At 29.0% G+C, this 16367-nt stretch carries 13 protein-coding genes; 11 read left to right on the top strand and 2 right to left on the bottom strand.

The window, feature by feature from the left end:
• Positions 1-81 precede the first annotated feature (81 nt).
• Positions 82-1212: a cadherin-like beta sandwich domain-containing protein gene (locus ACJDTP_RS02050; RefSeq protein WP_406760342.1), complete on the bottom strand. Its 1131-nt coding sequence runs from the start codon at positions 1210-1212 to the stop codon at positions 82-84.
• Between the two features lie 246 nt (positions 1213-1458).
• Complete coding sequence (locus ACJDTP_RS02045) at positions 1459-2463, bottom strand: C40 family peptidase (protein ID WP_406760341.1); 1005 nt, start codon at positions 2461-2463, stop codon at positions 1459-1461.
• A 264-nt stretch (positions 2464-2727) separates the two neighbouring features.
• Here ACJDTP_RS02045 and ACJDTP_RS02040 point away from each other — a divergent pair, with 264 nt between their 5' ends.
• From ACJDTP_RS02040 to ACJDTP_RS01990, 11 genes are all read left to right on the top strand, one after another.
• Positions 2728-3819, top strand: coding sequence for an AI-2E family transporter (locus tag ACJDTP_RS02040; protein ID WP_406760340.1), 1092 nt, complete (start codon positions 2728-2730; stop codon positions 3817-3819).
• A gap of 212 nt (positions 3820-4031) precedes the next feature.
• Positions 4032-4724: a YveK family protein gene (locus ACJDTP_RS02035; RefSeq protein WP_406760339.1), complete on the top strand. Its 693-nt coding sequence runs from the start codon at positions 4032-4034 to the stop codon at positions 4722-4724.
• 280 nt (positions 4725-5004) lie between these two features.
• Positions 5005-5727: a CpsD/CapB family tyrosine-protein kinase gene (locus tag ACJDTP_RS02030; protein WP_103699049.1), complete on the top strand. Its 723-nt coding sequence runs from the start codon at positions 5005-5007 to the stop codon at positions 5725-5727.
• Positions 5714-6004: a CpsB/CapC family capsule biosynthesis tyrosine phosphatase gene (locus ACJDTP_RS02025; RefSeq protein WP_406760338.1), complete on the top strand. Its 291-nt coding sequence runs from the start codon at positions 5714-5716 to the stop codon at positions 6002-6004. The genes ACJDTP_RS02030 and ACJDTP_RS02025 overlap by 14 nt, the downstream gene beginning before the upstream one ends.
• A gap of 253 nt (positions 6005-6257) precedes the next feature.
• Complete coding sequence (locus ACJDTP_RS02020) at positions 6258-7784, top strand: response regulator transcription factor (protein ID WP_406760337.1); 1527 nt, start codon at positions 6258-6260, stop codon at positions 7782-7784.
• On the top strand, positions 7777-9507 hold the full coding sequence (locus tag ACJDTP_RS02015; RefSeq protein WP_077867933.1) for a sensor histidine kinase: 1731 nt from the start codon (positions 7777-7779) through the stop codon (positions 9505-9507). Before ACJDTP_RS02020 ends, ACJDTP_RS02015 begins: the two co-directional genes overlap by 8 nt.
• A gap of 218 nt (positions 9508-9725) precedes the next feature.
• A complete protein-coding gene (locus tag ACJDTP_RS02010) occupies positions 9726-11408 on the top strand; it encodes an extracellular solute-binding protein (protein ID WP_406760336.1) in 1683 nt (560 codons plus the stop codon).
• A 91-nt stretch (positions 11409-11499) separates the two neighbouring features.
• A complete protein-coding gene (locus ACJDTP_RS02005) occupies positions 11500-12390 on the top strand; it encodes an ABC transporter permease (protein WP_406760335.1) in 891 nt (296 codons plus the stop codon).
• A 12-nt stretch (positions 12391-12402) separates the two neighbouring features.
• On the top strand, positions 12403-13284 hold the full coding sequence (locus tag ACJDTP_RS02000; RefSeq protein WP_017212072.1) for a carbohydrate ABC transporter permease: 882 nt from the start codon (positions 12403-12405) through the stop codon (positions 13282-13284).
• Between the two features lie 367 nt (positions 13285-13651).
• Positions 13652-15295, top strand: a complete 1644-nt coding sequence (locus ACJDTP_RS01995; protein ID WP_406760334.1) for a glycoside hydrolase family 13 protein — start codon at positions 13652-13654, stop codon at positions 15293-15295.
• A gap of 75 nt (positions 15296-15370) precedes the next feature.
• On the top strand, positions 15371-16312 hold the full coding sequence (locus ACJDTP_RS01990; RefSeq protein ID WP_406760333.1) for an ROK family glucokinase: 942 nt from the start codon (positions 15371-15373) through the stop codon (positions 16310-16312).
• Positions 16313-16367 lie beyond the last annotated feature (55 nt).

Genomic DNA, 16367 nt, shown 5'->3' with positions numbered 1-16367 from the left:
CCAACAGAGAATTTAAACTTTTCTGTTGGGTTTGTTTTATCACTTAAATTACGCCACCGCTACGCGTCGATTCTCTGACGCTTACGCATAGGTTCCGTCAGAACCTAGTTTATATCCATCAATTGTAGTATTTTTAGCCATAGTTCCTGATTCTCTTAGATAATACCATTTTCCAGAAGAATCTTTTATCCAACCTGTTTTCATTGCACCGGTTACATCAAAGTAATACCAGTCATTTCCGATTAATGTCCATCCCACAGCTATAGTTCCGTCAGCTTTTCTATATTGCCAGCAAGCTTCTGCTTGTACAATTTGAGGGTTCTGATTAGTTGCGGTAGTACTATTATTTGAAGCTACTTGCGAACTGTTACCTCTTGTCACAACTAAATAGTATTCTCTAGTTTTACGATCAGAATTTATAATTCTAATTTTTATAATATTTTTTCCTTCATCTAAAGATACAAGTCTTGTATCTTTACCATCGCTAGGATCTAGATCTTTGTCATTAATCGATAATTTATAGCTTTGTTGTTCTGGAACAGCCTTAACATTAATGTAAGATATATTTTCATCAACATTTATATTTTGTACAGGTTCTGTTTTATTAAAAGAGAAATCGATTTTATTATTGCTAGGATCGAATAAAACTAATCGATTTAAGTAAATATCATCATAGTTTTTTAGAGTTATTGTATTATCATCTATAGTTTCTTCAGTATCGCCATCAATAATATTGTCTTCATCATTCATTTCTCTTTCTACAACAAGTTCATATTCTAAGGAATAATTGCTATCAGAGGCGTTTTTAGAATCATAAAGTCTTATATAAATAGTCTTGCTTTGACCTTCGGAGATATTTATTTTACCATAGATATCACTTAGCTTTATATTTTCATTTCCAACAAAGACTCTTATATCAGCGGCCTTAGTTTCAATGGTGCTCAAGTTAAAGCTAGTTTTATTAGAAGGAATTTTTGAATATATAACTACTGGAATTTTGTCGCCTTTTTTTACTCTATAATCTCCTTTGCGAGTTATACTATTGTATATTGACAAAATAGAACCTTCTGATGTTAGATCTAAAGATGTTATTTCATCTCCGGAGTATGCATAAGCGCATTGTTCTCCTATGCTTATAGTTGATGGCATCCACGTATAAAAAGCTGTACTTATAACGGTAAATATAATAATTTTTTTTACATTTTTGTTCATGATAAATCGCCTCCACAATAATTATGTATTCGATTAAATTATACCATTTTATATATATTCTATAAATAATAAAATATTACAATATATTATCTTATGAAAATTTACAAAATAAAGCAGCTAGTTTCTTTAATCAAACTAGCTGCTTTGCTTATAGTATATAATTTTATTTTTTGATATATGTTGCAATTAATCTTATACATCTCAGTATTAATTTAGTACTTGGATTACTAAAGTTTTAAGTTAATATTAATTTAAAACTCTACCAAAATATTTCATATTTGAGGTACTTAACTTGCTTATTTTAACAACATCACCAGTGTGTGGAGCTTGAATATACATATCATATCCTATGTACATACCTACATGAGTTGAATCTGAAACTTTATTAAAGACTAAATCCCCAGGTTTAATTTCTGCCATGCTAATAGGCTTGGCAAAACTTTGTTGTTCTTGTGATGTTCTTGGTATAGTGATTCCTTTAGAATTAAAGACATACTGCATAAGTCCAGAACAATCAAACCCTTCAGGAGATTCCCCTCCCCATAAATATGGAACTTTCAAATATTTTTCTGCTTCTTCTATAACTCCTTTAGCCTGATCTGTAATATCAGAAGGTAATGTTACAGGAATAGTAATTCCTATATCTCCAGTTAATAGTGCGTTATTATCTTGTACATATTTTAATAGAGTATCTTTTTTATCTTCCAAGTCCTTAATTTGTTTTTCAACATCATCTTTATCAGTTTGCAATTCTTGATTTTCTTTTTCTATAGTTGTTTTAATGTTTAAAAGATTGTCTTCTGATTTTTTTGTTTCTAAAATTAAATCTTTATCGCTTGTACAAATTTGAGAAATTAATGACACTCTTTTTAATGCATCTAAAATATCACCTGAAGAAAATAAAGCGTCTAAATATTGTAATGGTGTAGCTTCAAAGCCTCCATTGAATTGGATGCCCTTTAATCGTTCAGATAACTGGTTTTCTCTTTCAGTAAATTGTGTTTGGGTTAAATCAAGCTTTACCTGATTATCTTTTATATCATTTTCTTTTTCAAGAATTTGCCCCTTTAGTTGATTTAACTTACCCATGTTATATTCAATTTCATTATCGTATTCCTGTATGTTTTGTATAGCTTGTTCAAGTGTTAAATTACTATCATTAGGGTCCGCCAATGCCGGTACTGAGTTGCATATTGACGTAATAAGTAGCGCTGAAGCTACTATAGCCCCAATTCTATTATTTTTTTTCATCTTATCCTCCTTTATGCCTACTCTATAGATATGGTTTTTGTAAAGTAGAATAGATTATTGAATATTATCCGATAACTTATATTATACTACAAACAGTTTGCAAAATAATTGCAATTTATTAAGATTTTATTAAATATTAAGGTAAATAGTTCCAGAACATAACTATTTTATTTAAATTTCTTAATATGGAAAAGTTTATTGGAATTTCTTGTTTTAAGCATATGATTTATAGGATATAATAATTACTAGAAGGGGGAATAAGATGTGAATTTCTTAAGAGAACTATTTAAAAAAGATATAGTCAGAAGAATTTGTGTTCTTCTTATTATTGTATTTTTTATGTATATATTAAGATCAATGCTTAATCTATTTTTACTTACATTTTTCTTTACATATATTGCATACAGTCTACAAGTAGGAATTACGAAACGGTTAGATAAGTTTATAAAGGTGAAACCGATAATAGTAACATTATTTTTATACATATTCATGACATCTATTATTATCTTTGCAAGTTATAGGTATATACCAATAATTATTAGACAGCTTACAGAGATTGGAATGAAAATATCTAGATTTGATTTTAGAGATATTGGTGGGGAAGTTTTATCTACGTACATTGTCCCATACTTTGGAAAGGTTGATTTCATGTCATTTTTTAAGAATTCTGAAATAAATGACTTATTGAAATTTGATCAATTTTTAAAATATGCTTCCAATATAGGTACTTGGAGTTTTAATATCTTTGTATCTTTAATATTAAGCCTCTTTTTTATGGTTGAAAGAGAGAAAATCAAAGAATTTTTCTCAGAGTTTCAAGATAGTAAGATTGCTATATTGTATAGATACACAAAAGATTTCGGAATAAATTTTTTGAATTCCTTTGGAAAAGTAATTCAAGCTCAAATAATTATTGCATTTGTTAATAGTATTTTATCTGTTATATCTCTTTTTGCATTGGGATTTCCGCAAGTTTTAGGCCTTGGAGTTATGATTTTCTTATTTAGCTTAGTCCCAGTTGCAGGAACAATTGCATCGTTAATACCTTTAAGTATAATAGCATACACAGTTGGCGGTTTTAAAATGATTTTATATATTCTTATAATTATCGCAGTTTTACATGCACTTGAGAGTTATGTATTGAACCCTAGGTTTATGGCAGATAAAACTGAATTGCCAGTCTTTGTCGTATTTATTACACTTTTAGTATCAGAGCATTTTATGGGAGTCTGGGGATTATTACTTGGAGTGCCTCTTTTAATGTTTGTATTAGATTTGTTGAATATCAAACCAAGATCACAAAATATAAAGCGTAGAAGGCTTGTAACACTTAAGAAAAAGCATATTAATGAATAAAAATATTATCTAAAATTTTATGAGGAAATATCTTAGCTAGGTTAAAACTATTTGTTTTAGTCTAGTTTTTGTTTTTAAAAGTAATTCTAGTGGAAATTTTCCATTAGGATTTTTTTATTTTAAAAATATGAATGAAAGAGAAGGAAATTACTAAAAATATAATTATTGTATTTAGGACTATTGAAAAATTTATTGTATATGGAGAAGTTTAAATGATGAGTAACGATATTATAAGAATTGATGAAATAGCAAATCCAATAATAAAAAGATGGAAAATGATACTCTTAGTAACATTAGTAACGACATTGTTAGCTTTAATTATAAGCTATTTTATAATTCCACCTAAATATGAAGCAAATACTAAAGTCTTTATAGGAAAAGAAAATACTACTGGTCAGGATCAAAACTATAGCACTAATGATGTGCAAATGTATCAAAAACTGATAAAGACTTATGCAGAAATAATAAAGACCAATGATTTAGTACAAAGGGCCATAGACTCAAGTGATATAAACTTAAACTCAGAAAATGTTCTTGATAATTTATCAGTTACGCCAAGAACAGATACACAAATACTGGAAATTAGTTACGTGAGTGCAAACCAAGCATTAGCTGGGGATTTAGTGAATTCAGTTACAAATGAGTTTATAAGATCATCTAGAGAGTTTATACCAAATGGTAACGTAAAGGTTGTAGAAAGTGTTAAGGTACCTCAAAAACCAGTCAGTCCAAATAAAAAAATGTATATAGGAGTCGGCCTTTTGCTTGGTCTGATAGGCAGTGCTGGAGCAAGTTTCTTATTAGAGTTCTTAAATAATACATTTAAAACTAGGGAGCAAATAGAGGAAATCTTAGGTTTGCCAGTTTTAGGTGTTATTCCTGACTTATTTAAAGAAGGTAAGTGATGTGAATTGACAGGAAAAGCGGAGATAGAAATTCTATTTTTTATCAATTAATGCGCTAGATAATTAAAATAAATCATCTACTCTTAAAAAATGAAGTTTATGCTAATAAATTATTTGTAAACAAATGCAAGTTGTACTTTTTGATTATTAATGTAGAAAATTTATTTTGATGTTAGGAAGGTGTGAAATCATGTCGTTACTAGAGAAAATAAAAGGCTATACACTAGAAATAATGAAAAGATATAAATTAGAAGAAGCGAGGAGTTATAAAGCAGATAGAATGAAAAGATATAAATTAGAGAAAACAGTAGTTGATAATAGAATTCATGCCGGCTTCATAGTAGAAGATAAACCTAAATCTATAGTTGCAGAAGCTTATAGAACATTGAGAACTAATATACAATATTCTTCCTTTGATAAGGAAATAAGAACAATAGCTGTTACTAGTGCAGAAATGGCAGAGGGAAAATCAACAGTTGCAGGAAATATTGCTGCATCTTTTGCTCAAAATGAAAAGAAAGTTATACTAGTGGATTGCGATTTAAGAAAGCCTTCAGTTCATAAAAATTTTAAAGTCTCAAATTTGATTGGACTTTCTGAAGTTCTTCTTGGAAAGGCTGCAATTGAAGAAGCAGTACAAAAAAGGAATGATAATTTCTATTTTTTAACATCAGGGAAGATTCCACCAAATCCATCAGAAATGTTATCATCTTCTGCTATGAGCAATTTAATAGAAAGATTAAAAGTAGAATTCAATATAGTGGTTTTGGATACGGCACCGCTTAAAGCGGTTACAGATGCACAAATATTATCCACAAAGGTAGATGGGACTATTTTAGTTATAAGGGCGGGAGAAACGAAAAGAGATATAGTAATGGATGCAAAAAATCTTTTGGATAAAGTGGGAGCTAATATTATAGGAACAGTATTGCATGCGGTGGAGAATACAAGAGGAAAATATTCTTATTATTATGGAAATGATGAAGATAATGATAATTTATAGTGAACAAATGTTAGTTTATAGAAAAACTACACATATATTTTTAGAGAATAATATATATAATTTTATTGGTTCTGATGCTCATGACATAGATAACAGAACTACTGGCATCAGAAAAGCTATAAATACATTAGATAATAATAATAATGAAATAATAAATAAAAATATCTTTGAAGAGAGCTCTAAAAAGCTGATTAATAATGAGGTTATAAATTTCGTTGGAAAAAAAGTTAAGATAAAGAAATCAATATTTTCGTTTTTTAAAACTAAGACAAAGTAATCAGGATTTCAAATCATAACAACACAAATAGCTTAAGAATATAGTGGAGGAGAATCCTATTTAAAATGCCGCTGCTTTGAATAGTGATATGGACAAAAAAATGTATATATGTTACATTAACAATGTGGTTAAACGATTACGCAGAGTTTTGTTATATTATATTAATGCAATGCTAAGTATCATTTCGGATCTATTTAGTATGTATAGAAATAATCGTTTATTAAAATTTAAAAGGAGATATGGGGGAAAGTTTATGTTTAAAATCTTAATTGTTGATGATGAATTTATTGAGAGAGATGGTATTATATTTTTAATCAAGAAATTTTCTTTTGACTTTGATATAAAAGAATGTAGTGATGGAGAAGAAGCATTAGAATATTTGAAAAAAAATTTAGTTGATATTTTATTAACTGATGTAAGGATGCCATTTATGGATGGAATTGAATTATCACAAAACGCTAAATTAATATATCCAGATCTAAAAATAATAATTTTTAGTGGCTTTGGTGAATTCGAGTATGCAAAAAGAGCAATAAGCCTTGGTGTAAATGATTATATATTAAAACCAATAAGCCAGGCAGAATTTAAAAAGACAATGGAAAGTGTTATTGAAAAAATAGAACAGGAAAATAAAGAAAAGCAAGCTAAAGAATGGAGAAATTTCACTGAAAAAGAACATGTTTTATTAAAAGTAATAAGCGGAATTCCTATAGAAAGCATTAGAGAGAGATTTTCTTTAGATAATTATACAGATTTTATAAATAAGTATAAGAGAATGATTTTGATGGAATTCGATAAGGATTTCTTTAATAATCATCAAGAATTTATAAAAGAAATTCTTGATGATTTCCAAGATAAAGCAGATTATTTGAATTTAAATCCATATCAGGGAATATTTTTTTTGTGTGAGTTTATAGATGAAACTGTATTAGAAAATACTTGTACGAAAATACATAATGTGATATCAGAAAAATATGGAGTCGATTGTTATTTTTCTATTAGTAATTTAATTACATCACCTTCTATAATATCAGAAGAATATTCTAATATGGAACATATTATGGAACAACGTTTTTTTGTACCAGATAAGTATATTTTTTCTAAAAAAGTAGAGATGACATTGGAATCAACAGATGAAAAGTTCGATAGTACTATACTTAAAAATATAGAACATCATATAAAAGTTAGAGATTTTTGTAGTTTGAAATCTAGTGTTGATCTTTTAATAAAAAAATTTTCAGCGCAAAGTGATTTTTCCCAAATATATGTAAAGTTTATTCTTACAAATATTTATAGAAATATATGTGATGAAATGAAAGAAGCAAATGAAATGGATTTAGATGGAGAAATAGATAAGATTTATTCTAGCAGGACAATTCAAGAAATAAGAGATATATTAAATAATGTTATAGATAATATGGAAAAACAATTTTCCAAGGAATCTTTTAATCATAGGCATGAGATAGAGCTAGTTAAGTCATATATTTATGAAAATTATGGAAAAGATTTATCTCTTGATATATTAGCGGAATATGTGTATATGGCACCAAGCTATTTAAGCAGTATGTTTAAGAAAGAGACAAGCGTGGGTATTAATGTATTTATAAAAAATTATCGTATGGAAAAAGCAAAAGATATGTTAGAAAATACAAATATAAGAATTAAAGATATTGGTAATATCGTGGGATATAGTAATACATCATATTTTTGCCAAAGTTTTAAAGAATTCTATGGATTAACACCTGAAAAATATAGACAAAAGGATGAAAATAATGAATAGGTTAAAAAGATTTTTTCTAAATTTAAAATTTCGATATAAAATAATTTTGACTTACTTCTTAGTTAGTATTATTCCAATTATAATTCTAGGTTTATTTTGTTATCAGCAAACGAAAAATTTACTTTTAGATCAAGAAAGAGAGAATTTAAGAAAGTCTTTTTCAGAAGCAGTTATAGGAATCGAAAACTCAGCGAATGTGTATAGCAATATACTGGATTATACTACATTTAACCCAATGATTTTAGAGGTAATTAATCATGAATATAAAAGTTATTATGAAATGTATTATAAGTTTCATAATATGCTGGATCCATATATTGATATGCTAAGAGCGTTACATAATGATATACAACAAATAACTGTATATACTAGTAATAATATAGTAAAGCATTCCGATTATATAATGCCCATGGAGGTTATTGAAAATAATATTTGGTATAAAGAAGTATTAGGAAAATATAAACCTCAGTGGTTCATTGATAGTGAAAAAAATGTTTTTTTAGCGGTTCAGTTTATTAATAAAGGATATAATGATATACAGAATATTCTATATGTAAAAATAAACTCTAAGAATTTTTTTCAGCCGTTGTATAATATATCAAGCACTAATTGTGGAATTTATGTTGTAGATAAAAATGATGAAGTTGTATTTGAGAATAGAAGCTATGATGATGGTAAAGATTATTTATTGCCGAGTACTGAATTAAAGAAAATAGATGGAGATACTATAACTTATGATAATATAAATTATATTTTAATAAAAATTGATATGAAGGATCTTGGATGGACTGCATATCTTTACAAACCCGTGCATTTAATTGTGGAATCATCTAAAAATATTATTTATACTGTATTCTTTATCATGGGGATTTGTGTTCTAATAATTTTAGTTGTAGGGTATTGGCTTTCGTATATAATAGTGAACCGTATTGAAAAATTAACTAAAAATATGAAGGAAATGAATATGGATCATTTGGAAGTTACAATAGAAAGCAATTCGGAAGATGAAATTGGTGTTTTAATTAATAGTTTTGATAAGCTTATAGTAAGAATAAAAACTTTAATACAAGAAGTATATAAGAGCGAAATATCCAAAAGAAAATATGAAATGAAAGCATTACAAGCTCAAATAAACCCACATTTTCTCTACAATAGCTTGTCTTTGATCAATTGGAAGGCAATTAGGTCAGGAGAAGATGAAATTAGTGAAATGGCTCAGCTATTATCAACATTTTATCGTACATCTTTAAATAAAGGAAGTAGTATCATAACAGTAGAAAATGAATTAAATAATACAGAAGCATATGTTAAGATTCAATCCATGATGCATAATTATAATTTTGATGTGGATTTTGATATTGATAATAAAATTAAGGGATACTATATGATTAATTTATTACTACAGCCATTAGTTGAGAATGCAATATGTCATGGTATTGATCAAAAAAGAAATAATAGAGGCAAGTTAAGAATATCTGCACAGCAAAAAGGAACAGATATTGTGTTTGAAATTGAAGATAATGGAGTGGGGATGAAGAGTGAAATTTGCGAAAGAATTTTAACAACTAGAACAAAAGGTTATGGAGTAAAAAATGTTTATGATAGAATTAAACTTACTTATGGTGAAAATTGTGATTTGAGATTTATAAGTATACCAAATGAAAAAACTGTTGCGATAATGAGTATCCCGGTAGAAATAGACAAGAATAAATTTAATGATTAACTAGATAAATAGCTGTTTTAAAATGGAGGTATGAATTTCATTTTGAAACAGCTTGCTTTTTGTAGTTGTTTACATATTCATAAAAAATTGATATAAATCAAAAATCTTTAGTATATTCGGATAATTACTTGAATGCTATAATTTCAGTATAAATTACTTAACCAAAGCTAGTTACAGTTAAAGTATTATTTTTTTAATGAATTAGGAGGCTTATGGGGATGCTAAAAAGAAATTTAACGCAAACAATGAAAAGGATAACAACTTTTGGAATGGCAGTTATTACAATTGCTATGTTCTTTACGGGGTGCGGAAATAAAGATGGTGCAACTACGACTGAAACGAAAGATAAGTCAGGGGCAGTAACTACACCTTATGGAAAATACGATGAATTGGTAACTTATACTATAGGTAAAAATACACCTGGAAGTCCGCGTCTTCCAGAAGGAGATACCTATGAAAATAATGCATATACAAGATATTTAAAAGATGTATTAAATGTTCAGAATAAAGATGAATTTGAAGCAGCTAATGGAGATCCATATGATCAAAAGGTATCAATGGCAGTCGCTACAGGTGATATACCAGATATTATGAAAGTTGATTCAACAACATTAAAGCAATTAGTAGATAGCGATATGATAGCAGATTTAACTGATGCTTACAAAAACTGTGCCACAGATAAAATTAAACAAATGTATGATTCGTATAATGGAAGAGCATTAGAAAGTGCTACATTTGATGGAAAACTTATGGCATTGCCATCTACTCAATGTGCTAATGCGCCAACAATGCTTTGGGTTAGACAAGATTGGATGGATAAATTGGGATTGCAAGCACCTAAATCAATGGATGATGTGGAAAATATCTTACAGCAGTTTGTAACAAAAGATCCAGGAAATAATGGAGCTGGAAAAACAATTGGTCTTGTGGCTTCTTCTAATATAGGAGGAGTTTATGGGGGATTATTTCAAATGGATAACGTTCTAGGAATGTATAATGCTTTTCCAGGACAATGGATTGAAGAGGATGGAAAAGTTGTATTTGGATCTACAACTAATAATATGAAAAAGGGATTAACGAGAGTTGCTGAAATGTTTAAAAAAGGTTTAATTGATCCACAAATGGCAGTAAGACAAGGTGATGATGTTACTTCACTTATTGTTAATGGTCAAGCTGGCGCTTTCTTTGGACCATGGTGGGCACCTGATTATCCATTAAATGATGCTAAGAAGCTAAATCCAAATGCACAATGGGTTCCTTATGTAATACCAACAAATGCAGATGGCTCTTATACAACTTATACACAAAATCCAGCAAGTGAATTTTATGTTGTTAGAAAAGGATTTGAACATCCAGAATTATTAGTAAAAATAGCAAGTGTTATTAATGATAAGATGGTATATGAGGATTATGGAAAACAAGAACTTATGGACTATATCAAAAAAGGTGTAGATTCAGGTGTAAGACCAGTAAATATACTTATTAATGATTATAATGCAACAGTCGATATGCATAAAAACATTGATTTAGCACTTAAAGGAGAAAAAGATCCAGACTCTTTAGGAGCTGATAAGGGAAATTATGAAAAATGTAAAGATTATTTGGCAAATCCAAATTCTCCAAGTGCTGATGCATGGAGTGGATATACTTCAAGAATGATTTCTCCAAAACTAATGAGCGAAACTAAAGTAAATGAAGTTAATCCTGTATTTTTCGGACAAACAAAGAGCATGAAATTGAAATGGACTAATTTACAAAAATTACAAGATGAAACATTCTTGAAAATTGTAACAGGTGAAGCACCTATAGATTCTTTTGATGACTTTGTTTCAACTTGGAAAAGTACAGGTGGAGATGAAATTACAAAAGAAGTTGAAGATGCTATAAAAAATAAAAACTAATTTGACAGTTTGGATGCAAGTAGTATTTGCATCCAAACTACAATTGAAGAATTAATATTCTACATTACAAATAAAGAAAGCAGGGAGATTCATGAAAAAAGGGAAAAAACAATTAAGTTATCATCTTATGATGGCACCTGGTATGATATTTCTATTCATATTTAGTTTTATTCCTATGTTTGGTATAATAATGGCTTTTCAAGAGTATTTACCGGCAAAAGGAATACTAGGTTCTAAGTGGGTTGGACTTGATAATTTTAGATATATGCTTCAAATACCAGATAGCATGAATATTTTAAGAAATACACTAGTTATTGCTATAGGAAAAATTATTTTAAGCACAATAATACCAATTATATTTGCATTACTTTTAAATGAAATAAGAAAAAAATGGGCTAAGAAAACCATTCAAACTATTGTATATTTACCACATTTTCTATCATGGGCAGTCTTAGCTGTAGTAGTAGCCAATATTTTCTCTTTTGATGGCCCGGTTAATGCATTTTTGAAATTGTTTGGATATGAACCAACATTATTTCTTGCAAGCAATATCTGGTTTAGGCCTATATTAATAGGAACAGATGTATGGAAAGAATTCGGTTATGGATCAATTGTATATTTAGCGGCATTAACCGGCATTGATTCTGGATTATATGAAGCAGCGGCTATAGATGGAGCAAATAGATTCAAGCAGCTAATACATGTGACTCTGCCAGGTATAATGCCTATAATTATGCTTATGACAGCAATGAATTTAGGAAATATTTTAAATGCTGGCTTTGATCAAGTATTTAATTTATATAATCCGATTGTTTATCAAACAGCAGATATTATTGATACATATGTTTATCGCGTAGGGTTAGTAGGAATGCAGTATAGTTTTGCGACAGCAGTAGGACTGTTAAAATCAGTAGTTGGATGTATATTATTATTGTCTGCTAACAAATTATCTCAAAGAGTTGCTAATATGCAAATCTTTTAAAGGAGGAGTATTATGTTAAAGTCAAAAAAGTTTGGAAGCAGGCTAGCTGATGTAATTATATGGGGTGTTGTAATAATAATTACAGCTGCCTGCCTGTTTCCCCTCATAAATATGGTAGCTATTTCTTTTAGTAATAAGTCAGCAGCAGCGGGAAATTTAGTGGGATTACTTCCAATAGATTTTACTTTATCATCCTATAAAACATTATTGAAAGAGGGTCAATTTTGGCGTTCTTTTGGTATTTCCGTGTTAAGAGTTGTTCTTGGAACAGCATTAAATTTAATATTGGTAGTTTTAATGGCATATCCATTATCAAAGAGTAAACGAGAATTTCGTTTTAGAAATATTTATATGAATTTTATGATATTTGCAATGTTGTTTTCAGGTGGAATGATACCAATATTTATTACTGTAAAAAATCTACATTTATTAGATACTATCTGGTCTCTAATTTTACCAGGTGCTGTGCCTATATTTAATGTAATTTTATTAATGAACTTTTTCAAGAGTGTACCAAAATCATTGGAAGAAGCGGCAGAATTAGAGGGATGTAATAAATGGCAAATTTTATTTAAGATATATATTCCTATCTCGCTTCCTGCATTAGCAACAATTTCATTGTTTAGTATTGTTGGACACTGGAATGATTTCTTTGGTGGATTGTTGTACATAAATAAGGCAGCAAATTATCCACTGCAAACTTATATACAACAATTAACAGTGGATATTACAAAGGTGACAAATCCGGCTCAGTTACAAAGCATTGCTGATATTTCTAACAAAACATTAAATGCAGCTAAAATCGTTGTATCAACTATTCCATTGCTAATTATATATCCGTTCTTACAAAAATATTTTGTTACAGGAATGGTTATGGGATCAGTTAAGGAATAGAGAAAGAATGTGTGACATAATGAAGCACAAATAAGATTTGATATAAAAGATAAAATTTATAATATAATAAATTCACATGAAAATAAAACCAAGATCATATGGGAATTACAAACATTAGATTTAGATAAATATTTATTTGGTGCAGGTTGTGAAATTATTCTCGCATATTATATAAATTGAACATATAGGATGATTAAAAAAGATGTAGTAAACCCCTCAATACTTAGTAATCTTTTAATAAATTGAATAATAATTATCGTAATTTAAATTAATAAATAGGAAGATTGATAGTTGAATATTTTAGTGGCCTTTGGTAAGGCGACTTACTAACATAAATTATTTGAAAATATATTAATTGGAGGCAGTTATGAATAAGGAATGGTGGAAAGAGAGTGTAGTATATCAGGTATACCCAAGGAGTTTCAAAGATTCTAATGGGGATGGAATCGGCGATTTAAGAGGAATAATAGAAAAGTTAGATTATTTAAAGGAGTTAGGTATAGATGTGATATGGCTATCTCCAGTATATAAATCGCCAAATGACGATAATGGATATGATATAAGCGATTATGAAGATATAATGGATGAATTTGGAACAATGGAAGATATGGATGAACTTATTAAAGAAGGAAATAAGAGAGGAATAAAAATTCTCATGGATTTAGTGGTTAATCATACTTCTGATGAACATAAGTGGTTTATTGAATCTAAAAAATCAAAGGATAATCACTATAGAGATTATTATATATGGAGAGATCCAGTAAATGGGAAAGAACCAAATGATTTAAAGTCAACATTTAGCGGTAGTGCATGGCAATATGATGAGACCACAGGACAATATTACTTACATTTATTTAGTAGAAAGCAGCCAGATTTGAACTGGGAGAATGAGGAAGTCCGTAATAAAGTTTATGATATGATGAATTTTTGGATTGATAAGGGTATTGGTGGCTTTAGAATGGATGTCATAGAACTTATAGGTAAGGTTCCAGATAAAAAGATAAAAGAAAATGGACCAAAACTTCATGAATATATTAAAGAAATGAATAGAAAAACTTTTGGAGATAAAAATCTATTGACGGTTGGAGAAGCATGGTGCTCTAATCCAGAAATAGCAAAGCAGTATTCAAATCCTGATGGAAGTGAGCTTAGTATGATATTTCAATTTGAACATATTTTATTAGATCAACAGCCAGGTAAGGAAAAATGGGATTTAAAGCTATTGGAACTGCTAGATTTAAAAAAAGCATTATCAAGATGGCAAGTTGAATTAGAAGGAATGGGTTGGAACAGTTTATTCTGGAATAATCATGATGTACCAAGAATAGTTTCAAGATGGGGAAATGACAAAGAATATAGAATAGAAAGTGCAAAAATGCTTGCCACATTGCTGCACGGAATGAAGGGAACCCCTTATATATATCAAGGCGAAGAACTTGGTATGACAAATATAAGATTTGAGGATTTAAATGATTATAAGGATATAGAAACTCTTAATATGTACAAAGAAAGAATAGAGCAAGGTTATAAGCATGAAGATATAATGAATTCTATATATGCAAAAGGTAGAGATAATGCACGTACTCCAATTCAATGGGATGATAGTGAAAATGCAGGTTTTACAACTGGAGAGCCTTGGATAAAAGTAAATCCTAATTATAAAGAAATAAATGCTAAATTACAATTAAATGATGAAAATTCTATATTCAATTATTATAAAAAGCTAATTAAAATTAGAAAAACAAATCCAGTAGTTGTATATGGAAAATATGAATTGATTTTAGAAGAAAATAAAGAAATATTTGCATATACAAGAACTTTAGAAAATGAAAAGTTATTAGTTATTTGTAATTTTACGGGTAATAAGACGAAGTTTGCATTGAAAGATGAAATCGAGTTTAACTCTAAGGAACTTTTAATTTCGAATTATGATATAGATACAAATGATTCTATAAATAATATAGATCTTAGACCTTATGAATCAAGAATTTATAAACTTACATTAAAGTAAAAAATAGAACCTCAATTGGCTCATTATAAGCAGTTGAAATTAAGCAAGGTTATTATCATAGAAGGAGTAGTCCAAATGAAAGAGTATATATTCGGTGTAGATATTGGAGGAACAACCATTAAGCTTGGTTTGTTTAAAGCTGAAGGAAAGTTATTAGAAAAGTGGGAGATTGAAACAAGAAAAGAGAATGAAGGGAAATATATTCTAAAAGATATTGTGGAAACATTAGAAAATAAGCTTAATGAAAAGAATATTTCCAAGGAGAATGTATTAGGGATAGGAATAGGAGTACCAGGGCCAGTTAAGGATGATGGAACAGTTCTTAGATGTGTTAACCTTGGATGGGAAATTTTTAATATAGTAGATAAAGTTAATAAATTAATAAAGTTGCCTGTTAGTGCTGGAAATGATGCTAATGTTGCAGCACTTGGAGAAATGTGGCAAGGTGGAGGGAGAGGATATAAAAATATTGTAATGGTAACACTTGGAACTGGTGTTGGTGGTGGAATAGTTATTGACGGAAAAATAATACCAGGGTTTAATGGTGCTGGTGGTGAAATTGGTCATATAAAGGTTTCTGATAACGAGATAGAATGCTGTGGATGTGGAAATAAAGGATGTTTAGAGCAATATGCATCTGCAACAGGGATTGTTAGTTTAGCTAATAAGGCTTTAAAAACTATGAAAATAAAATCTGATTTAAAGAATTTTGAGAATTTATCAGCAAAAGATATTTTTGATTCTGCAAAGGCAGGCGATGAATTAGCATTAGAATTGGTAGATGATTTTGGTAATAGATTGGGGAAAGCTTTAGCTAATATCTCATGTGTTATTGATCCAGAGATATTTGTGATTGGTGGAGGTGTATCTAAAAATGGGAGTTTTCTGATCGAAAGCATTACTAAGCATTTTAAAGGAAATGCATTTCATAGTTCAAGAAATACAAAATTTGAGTTGGCCAAATTAGGTAATGATGCTGGAATATATGGTGCTGCAAGATTGATTTCTGGAAACTAGGTAGGTTATATGATAAGAGGTGGTTTAGCTTGAAAAAATATTGTGCATATTCTAT

Origin of the sequence: Candidatus Clostridium helianthi (genome assembly GCF_045310795.1) — a bacterium.
Classification (GTDB): Bacteria; Bacillota; Clostridia; order Clostridiales; family Clostridiaceae; genus Clostridium; species Clostridium helianthi.
The sequence above is the reverse complement of the archived record's forward strand: the minus strand, read 5'-3'. Positions and strand labels throughout refer to the sequence as shown.

What these genes read in the sequence shown, in the direction of transcription:
- ACJDTP_RS02000 (WP_017212072.1), top strand. Translation starts at nt 12,403, where the DNA reads ATGTTAAAGTCAAAAAAGTTTGGAAGCAGGCTAGCTGATGTAATTATA.
- ACJDTP_RS02020 (WP_406760337.1), top strand. Translation starts at nt 6,258, where the DNA reads ATGTTTAAAATCTTAATTGTTGATGATGAATTTATTGAGAGAGATGGT.
- ACJDTP_RS02035 (WP_406760339.1), top strand. Translation starts at nt 4,032, where the DNA reads ATGATGAGTAACGATATTATAAGAATTGATGAAATAGCAAATCCAATA.
- ACJDTP_RS02010 (WP_406760336.1), top strand. Translation starts at nt 9,726, where the DNA reads ATGCTAAAAAGAAATTTAACGCAAACAATGAAAAGGATAACAACTTTT.
- ACJDTP_RS02045 (WP_406760341.1), bottom strand. Translation starts at nt 2,463, where the DNA reads ATGAAAAAAAATAATAGAATTGGGGCTATAGTAGCTTCAGCGCTACTT.
- ACJDTP_RS02025 (WP_406760338.1), top strand. Translation starts at nt 5,714, where the DNA reads ATGATAATTTATAGTGAACAAATGTTAGTTTATAGAAAAACTACACAT.
- ACJDTP_RS02015 (WP_077867933.1), top strand. Translation starts at nt 7,777, where the DNA reads ATGAATAGGTTAAAAAGATTTTTTCTAAATTTAAAATTTCGATATAAA.
- ACJDTP_RS02005 (WP_406760335.1), top strand. Translation starts at nt 11,500, where the DNA reads ATGAAAAAAGGGAAAAAACAATTAAGTTATCATCTTATGATGGCACCT.
- ACJDTP_RS01990 (WP_406760333.1), top strand. Translation starts at nt 15,371, where the DNA reads ATGAAAGAGTATATATTCGGTGTAGATATTGGAGGAACAACCATTAAG.
- ACJDTP_RS01995 (WP_406760334.1), top strand. Translation starts at nt 13,652, where the DNA reads ATGAATAAGGAATGGTGGAAAGAGAGTGTAGTATATCAGGTATACCCA.
- ACJDTP_RS02050 (WP_406760342.1), bottom strand. Translation starts at nt 1,212, where the DNA reads ATGAACAAAAATGTAAAAAAAATTATTATATTTACCGTTATAAGTACA.
- ACJDTP_RS02030 (WP_103699049.1), top strand. Translation starts at nt 5,005, where the DNA reads ATGAAAAGATATAAATTAGAGAAAACAGTAGTTGATAATAGAATTCAT.